Annotated in this window: 20 protein-coding genes; 10 read left to right on the top strand and 10 right to left on the bottom strand. The window is 67.7% G+C overall.

What is annotated here, in order from left to right:
- Positions 1-30: 30 nt before the first annotated feature.
- A complete protein-coding gene (locus NA3_RS28490; RefSeq protein ID WP_062966815.1) occupies positions 31-1,449 on the top strand; it encodes an amino acid permease in 1,419 nt (472 codons plus the stop codon).
- A gap of 1 nt (position 1,450) precedes the next feature.
- On the opposite strand, the gene NA3_RS28485 is transcribed toward NA3_RS28490, so the two are convergent.
- From NA3_RS28485 to NA3_RS28465, 5 genes are all read right to left on the bottom strand, one after another.
- Positions 1,451-2,017, bottom strand: coding sequence for a hypothetical protein (locus tag NA3_RS28485; RefSeq protein WP_227995278.1), 567 nt, complete (start codon positions 2,015-2,017; stop codon positions 1,451-1,453).
- A 117-nt stretch (positions 2,018-2,134) separates the two neighbouring features.
- A complete protein-coding gene (locus NA3_RS28480; RefSeq protein WP_084491948.1) occupies positions 2,135-2,692 on the bottom strand; it encodes a TetR/AcrR family transcriptional regulator in 558 nt (185 codons plus the stop codon).
- 122 nt (positions 2,693-2,814) lie between these two features.
- Positions 2,815-3,096, bottom strand: a complete 282-nt coding sequence (locus tag NA3_RS28475; RefSeq protein ID WP_030515776.1) for a hypothetical protein — start codon at positions 3,094-3,096, stop codon at positions 2,815-2,817.
- Between the two features lie 163 nt (positions 3,097-3,259).
- On the bottom strand, positions 3,260-3,475 hold the full coding sequence (locus NA3_RS28470) for a hypothetical protein (protein ID WP_062966811.1): 216 nt from the start codon (positions 3,473-3,475) through the stop codon (positions 3,260-3,262).
- A 193-nt stretch (positions 3,476-3,668) separates the two neighbouring features.
- A complete protein-coding gene (locus NA3_RS28465) occupies positions 3,669-4,469 on the bottom strand; it encodes an SAM-dependent methyltransferase (protein ID WP_062966809.1) in 801 nt (266 codons plus the stop codon).
- Between the two features lie 419 nt (positions 4,470-4,888).
- Between NA3_RS28465 and NA3_RS28460 the strand changes: the two genes are divergently transcribed.
- Both NA3_RS28460 and NA3_RS28455 read left to right on the top strand, forming a co-directional pair.
- Positions 4,889-5,119 (top strand): DUF397 domain-containing protein, encoded by a 231-nt coding sequence (locus NA3_RS28460; protein ID WP_030515774.1) that lies wholly within the window; start codon positions 4,889-4,891, stop codon positions 5,117-5,119.
- Between the two features lie 127 nt (positions 5,120-5,246).
- The gene (locus NA3_RS28455) at positions 5,247-6,146 is read left to right on the top strand and encodes a Sco1979 family transcriptional regulator (RefSeq protein ID WP_062966807.1); all 900 of its coding nucleotides are present in this window, start codon (positions 5,247-5,249) and stop codon (positions 6,144-6,146) included.
- A gap of 88 nt (positions 6,147-6,234) precedes the next feature.
- On the opposite strand, the gene NA3_RS28450 is transcribed toward NA3_RS28455, so the two are convergent.
- Entirely contained in the window at positions 6,235-6,513 is a 279-nt protein-coding gene (locus tag NA3_RS28450) for a hypothetical protein (RefSeq protein WP_227995277.1), read from the bottom strand.
- 545 nt (positions 6,514-7,058) lie between these two features.
- Here NA3_RS28450 and NA3_RS28445 point away from each other — a divergent pair.
- Positions 7,059-7,901 carry an acyl-CoA thioesterase domain-containing protein gene (locus NA3_RS28445; protein WP_063917801.1) on the top strand — a complete coding sequence of 281 codons (843 nt, stop codon included), beginning with the start codon at positions 7,059-7,061 and terminating at the stop codon, positions 7,899-7,901.
- Between the two features lie 13 nt (positions 7,902-7,914).
- Here NA3_RS28445 and NA3_RS28440 read toward each other — a convergent pair whose 3' ends face one another.
- From NA3_RS28440 to NA3_RS28430, 3 genes are all read right to left on the bottom strand, one after another.
- On the bottom strand, positions 7,915-8,739 hold the full coding sequence (locus NA3_RS28440) for a hypothetical protein (protein ID WP_062966805.1): 825 nt from the start codon (positions 8,737-8,739) through the stop codon (positions 7,915-7,917).
- Positions 8,740-8,841: 102 nt separating this feature from the next.
- Positions 8,842-10,239: a PucR family transcriptional regulator gene (locus NA3_RS38855; RefSeq protein ID WP_227995276.1), complete on the bottom strand. Its 1,398-nt coding sequence runs from the start codon at positions 10,237-10,239 to the stop codon at positions 8,842-8,844.
- 157 nt (positions 10,240-10,396) lie between these two features.
- On the bottom strand, positions 10,397-10,618 hold the full coding sequence (locus NA3_RS28430) for a hypothetical protein (protein WP_227995275.1): 222 nt from the start codon (positions 10,616-10,618) through the stop codon (positions 10,397-10,399).
- Positions 10,619-10,794: 176 nt separating this feature from the next.
- On the opposite strand from NA3_RS28430, the gene NA3_RS28425 reads away from it, so the two are divergent.
- The 5 genes from NA3_RS28425 to NA3_RS28405 all read left to right on the top strand — a co-directional run bounded on the left by NA3_RS28425 (position 10,795) and on the right by NA3_RS28405 (position 17,268).
- Positions 10,795-12,009, top strand: coding sequence for a lipase family protein (locus NA3_RS28425; protein ID WP_062966801.1), 1,215 nt, complete (start codon positions 10,795-10,797; stop codon positions 12,007-12,009).
- A gap of 185 nt (positions 12,010-12,194) precedes the next feature.
- The gene (locus tag NA3_RS28420) at positions 12,195-13,646 is read left to right on the top strand and encodes a lipase family protein (RefSeq protein ID WP_062966799.1); all 1,452 of its coding nucleotides are present in this window, start codon (positions 12,195-12,197) and stop codon (positions 13,644-13,646) included.
- A gap of 429 nt (positions 13,647-14,075) precedes the next feature.
- Positions 14,076-15,272, top strand: a complete 1,197-nt coding sequence (locus tag NA3_RS28415) for a PucR family transcriptional regulator (RefSeq protein WP_128145191.1) — start codon at positions 14,076-14,078, stop codon at positions 15,270-15,272.
- Positions 15,269-16,228: an acyl-ACP desaturase gene (locus NA3_RS28410; RefSeq protein ID WP_062966795.1), complete on the top strand. Its 960-nt coding sequence runs from the start codon at positions 15,269-15,271 to the stop codon at positions 16,226-16,228. Before NA3_RS28415 ends, NA3_RS28410 begins: the two co-directional genes overlap by 4 nt.
- The gene (locus NA3_RS28405; protein WP_063917800.1) at positions 16,225-17,268 is read left to right on the top strand and encodes an alpha/beta hydrolase; all 1,044 of its coding nucleotides are present in this window, start codon (positions 16,225-16,227) and stop codon (positions 17,266-17,268) included. The genes NA3_RS28410 and NA3_RS28405 overlap by 4 nt, the downstream gene beginning before the upstream one ends.
- Before the next feature lie 54 nt (positions 17,269-17,322).
- Here NA3_RS28405 and NA3_RS28400 read toward each other — a convergent pair whose 3' ends face one another.
- Complete coding sequence (locus NA3_RS28400; protein WP_062966793.1) at positions 17,323-17,949, bottom strand: YdcF family protein; 627 nt, start codon at positions 17,947-17,949, stop codon at positions 17,323-17,325.
- A 373-nt stretch (positions 17,950-18,322) separates the two neighbouring features.
- Between NA3_RS28400 and NA3_RS28395 the strand changes: the two genes are divergently transcribed.
- Positions 18,323-19,549 (top strand): esterase/lipase family protein, encoded by a 1,227-nt coding sequence (locus NA3_RS28395; protein ID WP_062966791.1) that lies wholly within the window; start codon positions 18,323-18,325, stop codon positions 19,547-19,549.
- Positions 19,550-19,872 lie beyond the last annotated feature (323 nt).

Here is a 19,872-nt window from a genome sequence, read left to right as displayed (position 1 = left end):
CCCGGCCCCGACCCGGTACGGTGCTGCGATATGACGACCGACCGGAAACCCGAGAGGACGGACGCGCCCGCCCTCGCGTCCGCGGGTGAAGAGGGCTACCAGCGCGGCCTCAACCCCCGAACCATCCAGATGATCGCCATCGGCGGGGCGATCGGCACGGGGCTGTTCTACGGATCCGGTGGGGCCATCGAACAGGCCGGTCCGGCGCTGATCCTGTGCTACCTCGCCGCCGGCCTGGCGATCTTCGTGATCATGCGCGCGCTGGGGGAGCTGCTCACCTACCGGCCGGTGTCGGGCAGCTTCGGTGAATACGCGCACGAATTCCTCGGTCGCTTCGCCGGCTTCGTCACCGGCTGGACCTACTGGGCGGTGTGGGTGGCGACCTGCATGGCCGAGATCACCGTCGCCGGCAAATACATCAAGTACTGGTTCGCGATCCCGGAATGGGTCACCGCGCTGGTCGTGCTCGGCGTGCTGTTCGCCGCGAATCTGATCTCGGTGAAGCTGTTCGGCGAGGGCGAGTTCTGGTTCTCCACCATCAAGGTGACCGCGATCGTCGCGATGATCGTCATCGGTATCGGCGTGCTGATCTTCGGTTTCGGTCACGCGCCCGATCCGACGGTGACCAATCTGTGGGCCGACGGCGGGGTCTTCCCGAACGGATTCGGCCAAGCGCTACTGGCATTGCAGATCGTGCTCTTCGCCTATGTGGGCGTCGAACTCGTCGGTGTGACCGCGGGCGAGGCCGCCGACCCGCGCCGCACCCTGCGCCGGGCGATCAATTCGCTTCCACTGCGGATCGGTCTGTTCTATGTGGGTGCGCTGATCGTGATCATGTCGGTGTCGAGCTGGCGGGTCTTCCACTCCGGGCGCAGCCCGTTCGTGGAGGTGTTCGAGCAGATCGGCATTCCGGGGGCGGCCGGGATCATCAACTTCGTGCTGCTGACCGCCGCGCTGTCGTCGTGCAACTCCGGCATCTACTCGACCGGTCGCATGGTGCGCAGTCTCTCGCTGCGTGGTGAGGCCCCGACCGCACTCGGTGGCCTGAGCAGTCGCCGGGTGCCGTTCGCGGGCATCGTGCTCTCGGCGGCGATGATGGTGATCGGCGTGATCGTCAACCTGATCTCCCCGGACAAGGCGTTCAATTACATCACCTCGGTGTCGACCATCGGGATCATCTTCGTCTGGGGCATGATCCTGGTCTGCCATTTGATCTACCGCACCCGCGTGCGGCGCGGTCAGCTGCCGGCCAGCGACTATCGCCTGCCCGGCGCGCCCGTCACGTCGGTGCTGGCGCTGGCCTTCCTCGGATTGGTCGTGGTCTTGCTGTTCTGGACCGACAGCGGCCGCACCGCGCTGGCGGTCGGCCTGGTCTGGGCGGTCGTGGTGTGTGCCGGATACCCGGTGGTGAACCGGCTGGTGCGCCGCCGGGCATCCGCGGTGAACTGACCTACTTTCCGTCCGGATGGCCGACCGCCGCCAGCGCGGTGGTCCAGTCGGCCGCGATGGCGTTCTGCGCGTCCGTCAGGCCGACCGCGCCGGAACAGATCAGCGAATGCAGTTTGTTCTCCACCGAATCCTTGGGATTGTTCGGCCCGGACCCGGCCTTGTGGTCGGGCGAGGGCGGTTCGACCCAGAGATTGCGCGGATCGTTCGGGTCGCCGCCGAGTTCCAGTGAGATCAGGTGGTCGTATTCGGCATCGTGCAGATTGCCGGTGTAACCGTAGGACTCGGCGTTCGCCTTCTTCTCCCGGTCGGTGATATCGGCGGGCGGACGGATGGACTGGGTGTATCCGCCGACGCAGATCGTCGACTTGACGGTGTCGGGCGTGACCTTCGGATTGATCGCGCCCGGCGTGCAGTGCGGATCCGGAAGTGGCTGTCCATCAGCGCTTTTGCCGAAATGGCAGGTGCCCGGCGCCGGTTGCGGGGCGACGGTGTAGGTACCGGAGGGGCCGGGACCGACCGCGGGCGCGCCTTGATGGGCGATGGATACCGGATGTGCCGCCTGGCTCACCGGCGACGAATTGTGGTGGGAGCACCCACATATCAGGAGAGGCGCCGCGAGTGTCGCAGCGGCCAGGAGAATTACGCGTGTATTCATGATGTCCTCGGGCCGACCTTCATCAGGCTCTCATTGTGCCCGTTCGTAGATGGCCAGCGCGATATCCTCCGCCGCGCGGCGGCATTGCTCGTCGGTCAGGTCGACGTCGCCCATCATCGCGATACTCCACGAGATGGCCAGCAGAGCTTGGCGGGCGTGGAAGACCGCCAGCGGTTCGTGGCCGGGTGCGGTCATCGCGTCGGCGACCGCGCGAAACTGGTAGCGCAGGACCGAGCCCACGCCGAGCCGGCGGAACGCGGGCTGGTTCTCGTACATGAACCGGGTCATCTCACGCCCGGTGTGGTGCAGCACGGTGCCGTAACGCCGCAGAATCTCGCGGCCGGTCTCCGATCCGGGCGGTTGGTCCGCGGCCCAGGTCAGCAGGTCGTCGATGCCTGTGCGCAGATCGTCGGCGAGGCTGACGACGATGTCTTCCTTGGATCGGAAGTGGTAGTAGACCGCGGCTTTGGTGATGTCGAGCCGATCGGCGATTTCCCGGATCGAGGTGTGTTCGTACCCGTGCGCGGAGAACAGCTCCATCGCGACCGAGCGGATTCTGTCCCGCGTGTCGGTCCGCCTGCCGGCCACCGGAGCCTCCCATCTCGACCGAGGGACGGCACCGGATCCGCCGGTGGTCCGCGTTCAGCCTACTGGGGCGGGCGGGGCCCGGAATGCGCACCTTCCGGGCGAATCGTCCGGAATGTCGGCAATCACTGCGCCAGAATCGAATTCATCAACGTCCCGGCGCTGGTCGCCACCAAGCCGCCGACGAGGGCGCCGGCCACCATCTTCGGTGACTCCAGCGGGCCGCCGTTCCATTTCTCCCAGGCGAACCGGCCGCCGGCGAAGATGATCGCACTGGTCCCCGACAGCAGCATGAACCAGGTGAAGTAGCGCACCAGCTTCAGCAGTTTGTCCGCCGCCGGAGGTGTCTCGGGCGTCGGGTTGCCGACTTGGGCCACTATGACGTCGTGCATCGCGAGAAGGATCATGATGCCCTCGTTCCACAAGATGGTGTGGTGCGGGTACCACCATCGTAGGGCGCGTATTCATCCTGGTGACAGGCGATTGCGAGGGTGGATACGGAATCGCGGTGTCGGGGACCGGTTTCGAGGCGTTCAGCCGCCTTGACGGGTGTGCCGAGCGTCGAGCGCTCTACTCGTCGTCGAGTCCGGCGGACAGATACGCCGCGGCCGCGATCCACTGCCGGCACGACAGGTGCCGGTCGTGTGCGTAGAGAATCGCCCGGGCGCGGGGGTAGGTGAGTTCTCGGGGTTCGGTCGCGCAGTCACCGACCTGATCGGCACCGGATGTGCGGTGCTCGGATATGCCGTGATCGCATGTACCGGAATGCTGGAGCAGTTGGTTCATGAAATGCCCTCGACCGTTGGCGAAAAGATTGCGGAGGCGAACGTTTTCGGCACGGCCTCCCGCTGCTTCCGGCCTGCCTGCTCCGGCGTGGTCCGGCCATGTCGTGCGATCGAGTTTACGGCGCTGCAAGGAGCAAATGCAAGTACATCTGCACACTCGTCGGTGATCGGAAGTGTTGTGCCCCAACGGGTGATCAGGGTTTGCGCGCCAGCCCGCCGTAGCCCGACACCGGCACGGTCGGCACCGGTTCGCCGGCCGGCCGGCGCCATCGAGTCAGTGGCACGAAGCCGGGTTCGAGCAACTCCAGCTTCGTGAAGATGGAGCGCAACTCGCAATGGTCGCGCGGGAAATACGGTACGGCCGTGACGTTTTCGTACGTCGCGCACATCCGGACGAAATCTGTGCTGTCGGTGGTGCCGTCCCAGTAGGCGAGGTAGCTGCCGCGGCAGACCCGCGCCATCGAGTCCGCGACGACCGCGCGAAGTTCGCCGATGCGTTCGCAGTGGCCCAGCACGCCCATGAACATGACCGCGACCGGACGGTCGAGATCGAGAATGTCTGCGGCACGGGCGAACAGCCGGTCCGGTTCGCGCAGATCCGCATCGAGATAGACGGCTCGCGGATCGGTCAGCAGCGTCCGGCCGTGGGTGAGCACCAGAGGATCGTTGTCCACATACACGACCCGGGCCGCCGGGTTGCGCCGGCACGCGACCTCATGGGTGTTGTCCGTGGCGAGCAGTCCCGCGCCGATGTCGAGAAATTGGGTGATCCCGAGGTCGCCGGCGAGATGGTCGACCACGCGCCGGAGAAAGCGGCGGCTCTCGGCCGCCAGGGCGGTGATACCGGGATCGAGTTCGGTTGCCGCGCTGCCGACCCGGCGATCGACCTCGTAATTCTGGCGCCCACCCATCCAGTAGTTCCAGATCCGCGCGGTATGCGGGATATCGGTCCGAATCTCACGTTCCCGGCTCGTCTGCTGCTGTCTTGGCGGCACCGATTCCCTCCTGCTCCCGGTTCCGACGCTCGAGTCCCGTCCGGCGGTTGCCGATGCCGGGTGCGCGAGACGGTAACCGAAACGGTCGCATCCGGTGTGCGGATCCGCGCGGAATGTGCCATCCGCCCCGGTAGAGACCCGAAACCGACCGGTCGGACACCGTTCTCGGGTGCCCGGAGGCCGGTTCGAAAGATGACGAGTCAATGGAAAAGGCCTTGTCGCCCTTGGTTTTTGTGATTTTCCGGAGGGCTCGATCCGAGCCAACCCCCGTGCTATCGTTCAAAGCGTCGGTTTCAGATGCAAGTACATTTGCTCGAACATATGCAAGAGCTGAAGATAGGCATCAGCTCGATCAATCCGGATCGCCGAGTGCGGGCCACTGCTGCCGAGCTCGGCCACCACGAACCCTGGAGACAGTCATGACCGATTCCACTGCCACCACAGCCGGCCGCCTGTCCGAAGCCGCGTGGCGCAAGAGCACGTTCAGCAATCCGAGCGGGAACTGTGTCGAATTGGCCGATTTGTCCAACGGCCTGGTTGCCGTGCGCAACTCGCGTGATCCCGAGGGAGCGGTGCTCGTCTACACCCGTCCCGAGATCGACGCGTTTCTCCGTGGCGCGAAGAGCGGAGAGTTCGACGATCTGGCCTGAGCGGCGGTAGCATGGCATTCGACGCGGTGTCGGTACGCGGCGAGGCAGGCTTACCTGATGTTCGACCAGCTGCTCTCGGTGGCTGTACCCTTATCGCCGGTGATCGTCGAGCATCGGAGTAGACCTCATGATGGCAGAGCCCGTCCGGATCGGCCGTGTGGATTCGCTTGTCGCCGAACGCGGTCCGACAGCGCTTCGGATCGCGGTGGGCGGACAGCTCCGCAAACTGCGGGAAGCCGCCGGTATCACGCGTGAGGCGGCCGGCGAGCACATCCGTGGCTCACACGCCAAGATCAGCCGACTCGAGTTGGGGCGCACCGGTTTCAAGGAACGCGATGTTCGCGATCTGCTGACGCTCTACGGCGTGGACAACGCCGAAGAGCGGGAGATGTTCCTCGATCTGGTGAGCCGCGCGAACCAGCCGGGGTGGTGGCACAGCTACAACGATCTGCTGCCCCAATGGTTCGAGACCTACCTGGGTCTGGAACACGCGTCGAAGTCGATCCGCACCTTCGAAGGTCAGCTCGTCCCCGGTCTGCTGCAGACCGAGGAGTACACCCGCTCGGTGGTGGCGCTCGGTCACGAGAACGCCGAGGCCGCCCGCCGAGTGGAACTGCGCAAGAAGCGCCAGGAAATTCTGGACCGCCCCGGAGCGCCGACGCTGTGGGCCGTCCTCGACGAAGCGGTGCTGCACCGGCCGATCGGCGGTGAGCAGGTGCTGCGCGCACAGCTCGACCACCTGGTCGAGGTCTCGATGAAGCCGAACGTGACCATCCAGGTACTGCCGTATGCGGCCGGCGGCCATGCGGCGGCGGGCAGCTCGTTCACGATGCTGCGCTTCGCCGAACCCGAACTGCCCGATATCGTGTACCTCGAACAGCTCACCAGCGCACTGTATTTGGATCGCCAGCAGGACCTGGAGCTCTACCGCCAGGTCATGGATCGGCTCAGTGTGCAGGCCGAACCGCCGGAGCGGTCGCGAGAGATGATGAAGAAGGCCGCGGCCGACCTGTCCGACTCTGTCTAGAGCCGATCCGGCGCCGGGATGTCTCGGTGCCTCGAAGGCAGCAGTAGCCGCCGACCCGAGGGTCGGCGGCTACCACTTCCGTCTCGATCTACTGTTTGATGCAACTGGATGCGATGCGCCAGAAAGCTTCCGGTTGCATCGCGTCGAAATCCCAATCGTTCACCATCGCGTGCGCGGTGGTGACGATGCGATCGATATCGAAATCGTCGCGTGTGGCCGCACCGGTGGACTCGACCGCACTGATGACGAAAGATGTTGCGGTTTCCCGCGAATTAATGTGATGCCCGGTCCGGTCCCTGTCCATCACTCCGAGCCGACCGAGGCCCATTGGCTGGTTCATACGAACGCCCCTGACGCCAGGCCGCATGGTTTCCTTCAGCGAAAATTGGCTTCCGGTTCACCCTACGGCTCACGGGTAGTCCCCTGCATTGCCTTGCAGCTCGAGTCTAGGGTGGCCGCGAGATCATATGCAAGCACATCTGCAACATCGAATCCCCGGTCAGGGCATGGTTTTCGGCTGCTGACGGGTTGCTGCCGACCTGTGTGAGAGCCCTCCGTCCGGCAGGAATTCCGGCGCCGATTCCCATAGCGGGGGTGATATGCGGACCGGCACGCCGGCCATGGCGGGCGGGTGGCTTGCTGCACTGTTTCCACACGGACCGGACGGCTGGTTCTCTCGCCGAAAAAATATGGTATTGGCGCCGGAGAACGACACGCCGATCATGATCGGACGCGCTGCCGAGCGCGTCGGTGGTGTCCCGGGCAGCGGGCCCGGCGTGGAACCGGTTCTCGTTGCCGTGCTATATCTGCCTGGACCAGCAAGATCAGTCGCCGACGGCGAGCGCGGGCTGTCGCCGACGGTGGCCGCCCGCGGTGCTCACCGGTGGCGGCCCGAGGAGACAGGCACGCGCGGTGGACAACTCGCACGGATATTTCGCGGTGGACGGCGAGGGCTTCGCCCCGAACCGAATGGCGGCCAGCCAGTGGTCGGCCGATCAGGTGGTCGGGCCGGCGCTGTGCGGGCTGCTCGCGCGGGCTCTGGACAACGAGCACGCCACCGACGGCTTCGTGCCGGTGCGGCTGACCGTGGACCTGTTCAAGCCCGCGCGCATGCGGGAACTGTCGGTCGCCACGACCCGCGTGCGCGACGGTAAGCGCATCCGGCTCGCCGATGCGGTCGTGACCCAGGACGGCGAACCCGCGGCACGCGCCTCGGTGGTCTTCCTGCAGCCGTCCGAGCAACCGCCGGGCGATATCTGGACCCGCGATCGGCCGCCGGTGCCGCCCTCGCTCGAGGTGGCGCCTCCCTCCGATGTGCCGAATGCGCCGCTGTGGCACAGCGACGATTCCGCACACTGGTCGCGAGTGCCCTCCGAACACGAGAACGGCAGCCGCAAACGCAGCTGGCAGCATCCGGTGAACGTGGTCGACGGGGAGCGGCCCTCGCCGTTCGTGGTGGCCGCGATGGCCGCCGAACAGACCAGCATGGTGACCAACTGGTCCAGTGCCGGGGTGGGCTTCATCAACACCGACCTGACGCTGGCCCTGGTGCGGATGCCCGACGGCGCCGACATCGGTCTCGAGGCCGATAATCACTTGAGCCGCAACGGAATCGCCGCCGGCACCGCGACCCTGTTCGATCGGCACGGCGCGTTCGGCAGTGCGATGATCACCGCGGTGTCCAATGCCGCCCGCCAGATCACCGCGAGTCGTCTCGACGGAGTGATCGCCGCCGCGAACGGTTCCCGCCGCTAGTCCGGCCGGGCGCTCAACGGTCGCGGTGGGCGGCCCACCGGCGGGCGGCGTCGCGCAGGCCGTGGGTCCATACGTTGGGGCTGCGGTTGGCCGTCGCCGTCCATTCCGCGGCCAGCGCGCCGGAGAAGATGCGCAGGTCGCGCTCGGAGGCGCGGTGCCAGGCCGGGACCTGCGCGGCCCAGGACTCGGCGGCGGCCGGATCGTGGCCGGCGAAGATGAGCCAGACGATCCAGCATCCGGGGTCGATCCACGCCGCGCCCCGCGTCGCCCACGGCCAGTCCACAAGCCGGGCCTCGGCGTGGTCGATGATGACGTTGCTGTAGTTCCAGTCGGTGTGCAGCAGGGCGTCGCCCGCGAAAACCGCGGTGTCGGCGTCGTCGTCGAGATAGGCGCCCCAGCGGACCTCGGCGTCCTTGAGTTCGACCTCGGCGGGCGGGTGCAGCCGGGTCAGCGCGGACATCGCGGCCGCGGTGGCGGTGAGATCGGCGTCGACGCGGTAGTCCGCGAAATGTCCTGCGATGAACTCGAATCCCAGCAGATCCCACCCGCCGGCCGCGATCTGCCACCGTAACCGTGGGCCCACCGGAGTCACGTGACGGGCCAGGGCGGCCTCGCGGTGCTGGGTCCACACCTCCGGATCTCGTTGCGGCACACCCTTGATGAAGGTCCGGCCGTCGGCCGTCTCGATGACCGTCGCGAGTTGGCTGCTGAATCCGGCGATCACCGAATCGGCCCGTGCGACCGGACCGGTCACCGCTTCGACCGCCGCACGGGTGGCCGCAGGCAGTTGTTCCCAGTTGCGCCGGCGCGAGGACGTCTGCGCCCGATCGACTGTCACCCTCGAAGAATTACCCCCGATGCCCTGCTCTGGCAAGGGAACTCGATCATTCCACAGCCGCTGTCGGCAGCGTTCTTTCACCTGTGTTTTCAGGTGCCGTTTTCATGCGGTGGTGTAGGTGCGGGCGACGAGGGCGCTGCGGAGGTACCAGAGTCCGCTGGCTTGGGTGGGGTCGAATCCGGTGAGTTGGGCGATGCGTTTGAGGCGGTAGTCGACGGTGTTGGTGTGGACGTGGAGGAGTCGGGCGGTGCGTTGGCGGTTGAGGTTGTTGGCGATGTGGGTTTGGAGGGTGGTGAGGAGTTCGGGGTGGTGGTCGAGGGGGTTGAGGAGGGTGCCGAGGTGGTCGCGGCCGGGTCCGGGGCGGGTGAGTTGGTATTCGAGGGCGAGGTCGTCGAAGCGGTAGAGGCCGGGGATTGATCCGAGGCGGGTGACCATGTCGAGGAGTTGGTGGGTTTGGTCGGTGGCGGTGGGGATGTCGGTGGTGGGGGTGGTTGTGGTGGTGGCGGTGATGGGGACGCGGGCGGCGTGGGAGAGGTGGGTGATGAGGGTGTCGAGGTCGGTGGGTGTGGTGGTGGGGATGAGGAGGGTGCCGCCGTCGGTGGAGAGGAGGGAGAGGGTGGTGGTGTGGGTGGTGGTGGCGAGGGCGGCTTGGATGCGGCGGAGTTTGCGGCGGGCGATGATGGTGGGGTCGAGGTGGGGGTTGGCTTGGTCGGGGTGTGGGGGGATGTGGAGGGCGAGGATGTGGTAGTTGTCGGCGATTTCGATGCCGCATTCGCGGGCCATGGTGCTGGTGGGGTGGCCGCCGAGGAGTGCTGAGGTGAGGGTGTGGACGGCGTTGTGGTGTTCGGAGACGACGGCGCGGAGTTCGCGGACGTAGGCGCCGGAGACGGCGGTGGTCATGGTGTCGAGGATTTCGACGAGGAGTTTGGCGCCTTGGAGGAGGTTGGTGTAGTCGGTGTGGGTGAGGGTGAGTGTGGGTTCACCGCCACCGCCACCGCCACTGCCACTGCCACCGCCACTGCCACTGCCACCGCCACTGCCACTGCCACCGGCACTGCCACCGGCACTGCCACCGGCACTGCCGCTGCCACTGCCACCGTCTCCGTTACCGCTGCTGTTGCCGGTGTTGGTGCGGGTTTTGGTGGTGGCGTTGGTGACGACGAGGTCGAAGCCGATTTTGAAGCCTTCGTGGATGGCGTGGTGGATGGTGTCGATGGGGACGCCTTCGCGGGCCCAGGCGGCGGCGGCGTCTTTGAGGCGTTCGGTTTTTTCGGGGATGTCGCGGCCGTCGAGGAGGCTGATGGCGAGTTCGAGGCAGGTGCGGGTGATGGTGGTGATGTCGCCGTGGATGGCGTCGCCGGGCAGGGTGCCGCAGGGGGCGACGTTTTCGACGAAGTGGCCGACCATGTGCCGCGACAGCGACCACACATCCTTCAACGGCGACGACATGGGCCGTCCCGAGAAGGTGAGACTGGACCTGCTGGAGCTGTCGACGGTCATCACTGACTCCTTCTACTCCCAAACTATCTGTTCCGGCGGATAACGCTAACCGGCGGGCCGGGGGCCGAGAGTGCTTCGCGAATCGTCTGTGCGGAAATCGAAGCAGGTCGGCGGGCCGTTGTGATCGCTCACAGTCGCCGGGACGCGATTCGGTTCCTCAATGCCACAATCGGCGGCAGGGCAGCGGTCGCAGGCCGGGCCGGACCATGCCGTCCACGGTGACGGCCAGCCCGGAATGCACCGCGGCGGCGGCGAACTCCCAGGCTTCGGCGCGGGTGGCGGCGTATTCCAGCACCATCTCGCCATCTGGGCCGGTGCCACCGAAGTAGACCGTGATCCGGCGAGTGGGGACGTCGGGGACCGTTTCGGAGATGTCCATAGCCGTGCTCCTTTGCATCGGTGCAGGAACGAAGCTACGTACCAGCGGGTAACCCGAACAGGTTTCAGTGCGGAATTCATCGCGTAACACAGGCCGCCGCGCGCCGGACTTGTGATTTCTCAGGACCGGCGGCGCCGATTTCGGGTTGCCTCGCGCGCGCGATAATCTCTTGGCTCATGGGCCTCACCGCGGTCCGGCGGGCGCTGAGCGTCGCCGCCGGCAGTCTGTTGCTGTTCGCTGCCGCCACGACTTCCGCACCGGCGCAACCGATCTACCCGGCACCGGACCCGGATCCGTTCTACGCCGCGCCGGCCGACATCGCCGAGCACAAGCCGGGCGATGTGCTGGCGACGAAACCGCTACCGCCGCTGGACATCTTCCCCGACACCGACATCACGCTGATCAAGTTCCGCTCGACCAATTCCGAGGGCAAGCCGATCGCGGCGACCACCACCGTCCTGACGCCGCACAGGCGCGCGGTCGACGGCCCGCTGCTGTCGTATCAGACCATCATCAATGGCCTGGGCACCGATTGCGGCGTCTCCCACGTGCTCTACACCAAGAACCCGGATCTGATGGTGCGCGAGGCGCCGGCCTACAACGTGGTGCTGCAGCGCGGCTGGAGTATCGCGATGCCCGACCATCTCGGGCCGCAATTCGCTTACGGTGCAGCACGTCTGGGTGGTCAGATCACCTTGGACGGCATTCGCGCGGTGCAGCACGCCGCCGATCTGAAACTCGAACACAGTCCGGTGACGATGGCCGGCTACTCCGGCGGCGGCATGGCCACCGCGTGGGCGGCCGCGCTGGCGCCGGTCTACACGCCGGACCTGCGCATCGCCGGGGCCGCGGCCGGCGGCGTGCCGATGAACATGGTGAAGATGCTGGAGGGCCTGGGATACGGCTCGCATCCGGCCTTCGGCCTGGCGATGGCGGCCGGCCTCGGCCTGGAACGCGAATACCCGGACCGGTTCCCGCTGTCGGACCAGCTCAACGACAAGGGCATGGCGGTGCGGCAGGTGATGGCCAACAGTTGCACCAACGGACTGCTGGCCGCGGGTGCGGGGCACGGGGTGAGCGAGTTCGCGAAAACCACCTCGATGACCGAGGACCCGGTCGCGCGCAAGGTGGTCGAGGACAACAGTCTCGAGCTCTACACCGACAGCGTGCCGAATATGCCGGTCCTCGAATGGCATTCGCCCATCGACGGCCTGATCCCGGTGGACTCGATCGTCAATACCGATCGGCGCTGGTGCCAGGCCGGGGTGACGGTCCAGTCGGAGGCCATCCCGGTGCCCGACCACCTCACCGCGGCCGTGCTGGGCCTGCCGCAGGTGCTGAACTGGCTCGACGGCCGCATGCACGCTCAGCCGGTGCCGAGCAACTGCTGAGCGCGCCGGCCCCACACCGTTCGCGCGCCACGAATTCGATATCGATGCGGACTCGCGCCGCACACGATCCGAACACGCCGCCCGGACAGCCGGATTCGCGCCGGTAGTCTCGAACCACCTGGTTCAGCGCGGAACTCGGGTTGGCAGCGCACGGGGACCAGCGGTGAGCTTTAGTGGGGTGCGCCATGCGAATACGGCATGTTCTGGTGACGGTACTGCTGATCGGTTGCGGTCCTGTTGCGGGTACCGCAGCGGCCCAGCCGCCGCTTCCCTTGCCGGCCTTGCCGTTACCGGCGATCGCCTTACCCGGTCCGCCGGCGCAACCGCTCGCACCCCAGGATCCGGATCCGGCACGGTCGAATCCGCCGGCGCCGGGGCTCGCGCAACTGCAGCAGTGGCTCAACGTCGTGATTCCGCCGCCGCCCATCCCGGTGGCCGATCAGGCGGCCGCGGGGGAGACCGGTGTCACCGCCGACCTGGCCCGGCTGCAGCAGGCCGTCATGCCCTCGCCGGTGGGTGATCCGCTGCTCGACGACTGGCCCGCGGATCTCGCCGGGCTGCGTCCCGGTGATGTGATCGCGACCCGGGATGTGACGGCGACCGCCGCACCGCTGCTGGTGGTGCCCGTGCGGCAGGCGCTGCAGGTGAAGTACCGCACCACCGATGCCCACGACGCACCCTCGTACGCGACTGCGACCCTGGCGATTCCGGCCGCACCGTGGACGGGGCCGGGATCGCGGCCGGTGCTGGTGAACAACCTGCCCATCGACGCGCTGGGCCGGACCTGTACGCCCGGCTACACGCTCGCGCACGGTTTCTCCGGTGACACCGGCACCACCGATTTCGTCCCGCCCACCACCCACTTGGCGCTGTTGCGCGGGTACGCGGTGCTGATTCCCGATCACGAGGGACCGCGGATGGCCTATGCCGAGCCCTTCGTGGCCGGACACGCCGTCCTCGACGCGATCCGGGCGATGCGCGCGGCGCTGCCCGCGGAATTCGGCGCCAGCCGCTACGCCATGCACGGATACTCCGGTGGTGCCATCGCCACCCGCGGCGCGGTGGCGCTGATCGATTCCTACGCACCGGAATTGGCGCCGCTGATCGTCGGCGCGGCCTTGGGCGGGGTGCCGGCCGACTATCAGATCCTCTCGCAGAGCATGAACGCCAACTTCGCCTCGGGCGTGTTCCTGGCCGCCACCTTCGGGGTGGGACGGGAGCGTCCGGAAATCCTGGCCCGGATGAACAATCTGGCCCGGTGGGCGGCCCTCTCGCCGCTCAAGGACACCTGCGCCGGTGTGTTCGCCGTCCCCGGGGTGCTGTCACTGCCGATCGATATCGCCGCCGACACCCCCGATCCGCTGCACAGCGCACTGGCCGGCGACATCTACCGGGTGACCCGGATGCAGGGCATGAAATCCGCTGTGCCGCTGTATGTCTACAACGGCGAACAGGAATTCTGGATTCCGGCCGCCGGGGCGCGCGAATTCTATCGTGATCAGTGCTCACTGGGAGTCGCGGCGGTGTATCGCAGCGTGCCCGGCGAACACATCATCGCGGCGGGACTGGGATATCCGGAGGCGATGAGCTGGGTCGATCAGCGATTGCAGGGGGCGCGGGCCCCCAGCGAATGCTGAACGGCCGCTTCGGTCGCTCGTGCCAGGGTCGCGCCACTTTGTGCCGCGACCCCAGCCGCCCCGGCTGCGATTCATGAATTGTCATCGGATCGCCGGTGTTTCGGGTTGGAGGCGATTCCGTGGCCGTACCGTGATGTGAACGCGGCACCGGTTTTTGCGCGGACGGTGCCGCGTTCGGCAACCGGCGCACCCGCACCTTCCGGAAGGAGAGGAGGTCGGCACTGCGGACGCCGGACCGGCCACCGGTGAGCGGCTCCCGACTCGAAGCCGCCGCTCACGGCGCACAGCTCGACCCGCGGCACCAGGACTTCCAACCCCTTCCTCGACGCGGTCACTGTGCGTAGCAGTGGAACCGCCCGCCGGGTGCACCCTCACCCCAAGGCATCCGGCGGGCACACTTCGCGCGGGCACAGATTCTGGAGCGACCCGATGACACCATCCGCACCCAGCCTGGTGGCGACTCTGACCCGAAGCGTGCGCACCGACGCGCCCGCGCCGCATTCCGACTCCACCGCCGAATTCGGCGCGGGGGTGCGTGAATGCCTGGCCCTGGCCGCCGATATGGTCGCCGCACCCGATCCGGAACCGGCCGATGCCGCGCGTCTGGCTGAATTGGTCGGCCGGGCCGGCGCCTGGGCGCGCGAGGGCATCGACCTCGACACCGTGCTGCGCGCCTACCACGAAGCGGTGCGGCGCGCGTTCAGCGATATCGCCGATGGCCGCGGTGACGGCGAGACGCTGTTCGCCGACGCCGAGCAGGCGCTGCGCCTGCTGGAGACGGTGACGGTGGCGACCTCGGCCGCCTATCTCGACGAACACCGCTCGGCGGCCCGGCATCATCAGACCGCGGCCCAGACCCTGGTCACCGCCCTGCTCAGCGGACACGGCCGCGCGGCACTGGCCCGCCGCACCGGGATCGCGGTCGCGCCCGCCTATCAGGTGGTGGCGCTGTCGATCGCCCCGCATCCCGGCGAATCCGATCCGCGTCGCAATGCCGAGACCGTGGCGCGCCGCAAACTGCGCCGGCTGCAGAGCGCCCTGGCGCCGGTGCTGGGTTCGCGGGCCCTGTCACTGCTGTCGGTCGACGGCGGCACCGTGCTGGTGCCGGTGGACGACCCCGATGCCACCACCCGGATCGACGCCCCGGTACTGACCGCCGACACGCTGGACGTCCTGTCCGCGGCGGCCTCGGTACCGCTGACCGCGACCGTCGTCACCGGTCCCACCGCACGCATCCCGGAGCTGGCCGCCCAGGCTCACGAACTGCTGGAACTGGTCCGCGCCCTGGGCCGCCCGCCGGGTCTCTACGAAATCGCCGACGTAGCGGTGGAGTACCAGCTGACCCGCCCCGGCCCGGCGCGTGCGCATCTGGCGGCGGTGCTCGGACCGTTGCGGGCGCATCCGGATCTACTGGAAACCCTTCGCGCCTATGTGGATTCGGGTTCGGACCGCAAATCGACCGCCGCGCGAATGGCGATTCACCCGAACAGTGTCGCGCAGCGGGTGCGGCGTATCGAGCGGTTGACCGGAATCGAGCTGGCCCGCCCGGACGGTCTCGCGCGGGCGAGCCTGGCGTTGCTGGCCTTGGATCTCGGAACCGATTCGCGCACAGAGGAGTTCGCGTGACCGTCGCCGTGACCGATCGCGCCCTGCTGCACGAGCTGGAGCCCGTCGCCGAACGCTGTCTCGCCGATCATCTGCGCAAGTCGCGCGCCTGGCATCCGCACGACTACGTGCCCTGGGGCCAAGGCCGCAATTTCGCGGCGCTGGGCGGAAGCGTTTGGGAGCCCGAACAATCGGCGTTGCCGGAGGTGGCGCGGGTAGCGCTGGTGACCACTCTGCTCGCCGAGGACGATCTGCCCTCCTACCATCGTGTGATCACCGACACGTTCGGTGCCGGCGGGGTATGGGGAACGTGGGTGGGATGCTGGACCGCCGAGGAGAACCGCCACGCCCTCGTGATCCGCGACTACCTGGTGGTGACCCGCGCGGTGGATCCCGTTGCGCTGGAGCGTGCCCGGATGACGCAGCCGACCAGCGGCGTCTCCGACCCTGAGGCCCCGCGGTTGCTGCGCGGGTTGGCCTGTGTGACACTGCAGGAGCTGGCCACCCGGATCAGTCACCGCAACACCGGCATCGCCTGTGGTGAACCGATCGCCGACCGGATGCTGTCGCGCATCGCCACCGACGAGAACCTGCATATGATTTTCTACCGCAACATCTCCCGGGCCGCCCTCGAGCTGGCACCGGACGCGATGATGCGTGCGATCACCGAGGCGGTCACGGGCTTCCGCATGCCCGGGCCGGCCCGGCCGGGCTTCCGGCGGCACGCGCTGCTGCTGGCCGCCCACGGCATCTACGATCCGCCGCAGCATCTGGAGTCGGTGCTGCGTCCGGTGCTGCGCAATTGGCACGTGTTCGACCGCACCGACCTGACCGGTCCGGGGGAGCGGGCGCGCGACGAACTGGCCGCCTACCTGGCCGCTCTGGAGAAGACGGCGGACCGCTTCCGGGAACGGCGGGAACGAGCGCGCGCCCGGGAAGCGGCGTTCGCGGACGGTCCGGCGGTGGTGCGGCGGTGATCACCCGTGCGGCGCTGGGCGCCGCCCTGGCCGTGGCCGCCGGCGCGATGGCGGCCGCCCCGGTGTGCGCCGATCCCGCCGCGCCGCCGCCTCCGGCCCCGCCGGCGGTCGACCCCGCCGTGACGCGAACGGAATTGGTGCGCAGCGAAATACGCGCGCCGGGCTGGGAGCGGCTGTATGTCGCCTCCGCCGCGATGCATCGGGTGGTGCCCATCGATGTGCTGCACGGCGCCGGGAGCGAACCGCGGCCCACCCTCTATCTGCTCGACGGCGTGGAGGGTGCGGCGACCTCGGGCTGGCTCACCGACGGCTATGCCGCGCGCTTCTTCGCCGGCAAGCCGGTGGACGTGGTGCTGCCCGGTGACGGCGTCGGCAGTATGTACGCCGACTGGGACCACTACGACCAGAACCTGGGCCTCAACCGCTGGGAGACCTTCCTCGTCGAGGAGCTGCCGCCGATCGTGGAGAAATATCTGCATGCCGACGGGCGCCGGGCCGTCGCGGGGGTGTCGATGGGCGCACAGGCGGCGATGATGCTGGCGCAGCGTCACCCCGGGTTCTATCGCGCGGTCGCGGGCATCAGCGGCTGTTATTCCACCTCGGACGAGGTCGGCCAGGCCGTCACTCGCATCACCGTGGCCTCGCGCGGGGGGAACCCCGAAAACCTCTGGGGCCCACCGAATTCGCCGGAATGGGCGGCCCACGACAGTTATCTGGGCGCCGACACCCTGCGCGGCACCCCGATCTATCTGTCGGCGGCCACGGGCCTGCCGAGTCCACCGGATCTGACCGCGATCGCCACCGCGCACGACATCGCCGGTGCGCTGCGATCCGCGGGCGGAGGCGTGGTGCTGGAGGCGGGGGCGCGCACGTGCACCGAACGGTTCGCCGCGCGGCTCGCCGAGCTGAACATCCCGGCCACCGTGCGGTACATCCCCGCCGGGACACATTCCTGGCCGGATTTCACCGCCGCGCTGCCCTCGGCGTGGGATGCGCTGGCCGCCGGACTCGGTATCGCGCGGACCTGGGGTCCGCGCTGAGACTGCCGGCGGCTCCGGATTCACCGCTGCTCCGGATTCACCGCTGCTCCGGATTCACTGCTGTGGCCCGAACACCTCCAGCACCACCGGCGGCAGATTCTGCGGGCTGACCGTGCCCACCACCGCCACGCCCGCATCGACGAAATCGGCTACGGCGCGGGGCATGTGGTCGGCCGAGGTGACGACCACCGCATCGCCGGCGCCGAGCGCGTGCATCATTTCCGCGGCGTTGGTGGCGTTTTCGATGGTGTCGCTGGCGCGTGATTCGATGTGGATCCGTTCGGGGGCGGTGCCGTGGGCGACGAGCCAGCGGGCCATGGCGTCGGCTTCGGTGGTGCCGCCGCGCGGATTTCCGCCGGTGACGATGATCGGCGAGGCCGGCGATACCACCGCCTGCACGAGCGCCGCCTGCAGCCGGGCGACGAGTTCGGGGCGCATGCCGCCGTCGGGTAGCAGTCCGTAACCGAGCACCACGATCGCGGTGGTCGGCCCGTGCGGTACGGGCAGCGGCGGCAGCGGATCGCTCACGTCGCGCAGCTGTTGGATGGCGCCGGACGCATCGGTGAGCGGATCGGCCGCGGCGGCGGGGAGCCCGACCGCGGTGAGGGCGCCGACGGCCAGCGCGGCCGCGGCGAGTATGCGAAAACCAGTGGGCCGCAGTGCGATACGAATGCCGGGCATCAGGACTCCAGTCGACGTGGTCCGTGCCACGTACCCACGTGGACCGGACCGGACGGACAATTCCCAGTGAGAATCCGATATCTGTTCGTGATTGCGTCGTAATTGGTTGTATCGCTGGATATTTCACGGCACATTCGACATTGCTGCTGTGACTGCGCCGATATCGGGAAAGCTCCTCCGTCGCCGGGCAATTCGCCCGGCTGTGTAACTTCACTGCGGTCCGTTCGGCCTCTTCGTGAGATTCCGAAGAGACTGCCTTCGTCCGTATCGGCGGCTCGTCGGCGACTTTAGCGTCTGAGTTCAGTTTCGGCTGCGCGGCTCGCGGTCGCGCATCGCAACAAAGAACGCCGAAGTTCTGACGAAAGGTTCACCCATGAGACCAAACACCCGCCGCCGGTCGCTGAGCGCCGCGGTCGTCGTGGGGGTTTCGCTGTTGATGACGGGCTTCGCTGGGGTCGGCGCCGATGCCGAGCCGGCGGTGGCGTCGAACGATCAGCAACAGGAGCAGCAACTGGTCGACTTCATCGACCAGGGACTGAAGAATCCCGCCGCCCACCCGATCGCCGACACCGGCAGCGCCGGCACCGGTTCGGCCTGCACCTCGGGCAGTGGCGCGGGCTCGGGCAACGGCTCCGGTGACTGCTACGGCGGTTCCGGCTCGAGTTCGGGATCCTCGGGTGGAACCTCCAGCGACACCATCGGCTACGGCCCGGCACAGAGCTCGTTCCTGGCCGCGTTCGGATACGGCCTCCTGCATCCGGACGTTGCCCCGCCGGGGACCAACGACTGGAATTGCAAGCCGACCACGGCGCATCCGGAGCCGGTGGTGCTCGTGCACGGGACGTGGGAGAACGCCTATGACAACTTCTCCTTCGTCAGCCAGCCCATCAAGGACGCCGGCTACTGCGTCTTCACCTTCAATTACGGCAAGTCCAATCTGATTCAGGGCGGCGGTCTCGGTTCGGTGCTGCCGGGCGCCAACGGCACCGGTTTGATTCAGGATTCGGCGAAGCAGTTGGCGCAGTTCGTGGATCGGGTGCTGGCGGCGACCGGATCCCAGAAGGTGAATCTGGTCGGCCATTCGCAGGGTGGTGCGATGTCGCGCTGGTATCTGAAGTTCGACGGTGGTGCGGCGAAGGTGCATCACATGATGACCTTCGGCGCCACCAACCACGGCACGACCCTCGACGGCATCGGGGCACTGGGCCGCGCCATCAACAACTTCGGCATCGACGTGCTCGGACTGGTCGAGATCTTCGTGGGCCACTCCGGTATTCAGCAGACGGTCGGTTCGGATTTCGTCAATCAGCTCAACGCCGGCGGTGACACGATGCCGGGCGTGGACTACACGGTGGTCGGCACCCGCTACGACGAGGTCACCACGCCGTACGATCTGACCTTCCTCCAGCCCGGGCCCGGTGCGACGGTCAAGAACGTCACACTCCAGGAGGGATGCGAGCAGGATCTGTCGGATCACCTGACGATGATGTACTCGCCGCGGGTGCTGTCGATCATCCTCAACACCCTCGACCCGGCTCAGACTACGGCGCTGACCTGCAGCTTCAACCCGTGGCTGCTGGGCGGTGGCGGCAAGCTCTGAGTCGTCCGACCTGCCCGCCGGAACGCGGCAACCCTGAATTCCCACCGCGTTCCGGCGGGCCCTATGCCGCCGTGGGGTCCGGCGCGGACCCAGAGGTACGCCGGCCTCGTATCCGCGCTCAGGAGTGCACACACCCACGGTGGTGCGCCCGCCGGGCGATGCCCTCACACAGCATCGCCCGGCGGGCCTCGTCCTCTCCGCGGCGCCGTCCCTGCGACGATCCGTCAGCTCACGAAGGAGTTCTCATGTTCGGAAAGGTGCTGCGCGGCAGCATCATTCCCGTTGTTCTGGTACTGGCGGGCGCGGTGCTGGGGGCCGCGCCC

The organism is Nocardia africana NBRC 100379, from assembly GCF_001612635.1.
GTDB lineage: Bacteria > Actinomycetota > Actinomycetes > Mycobacteriales > Mycobacteriaceae > Nocardia > Nocardia africana.
The sequence above is the reverse complement of the archived record's forward strand: the minus strand, read 5'-3'. Positions and strand labels throughout refer to the sequence as shown.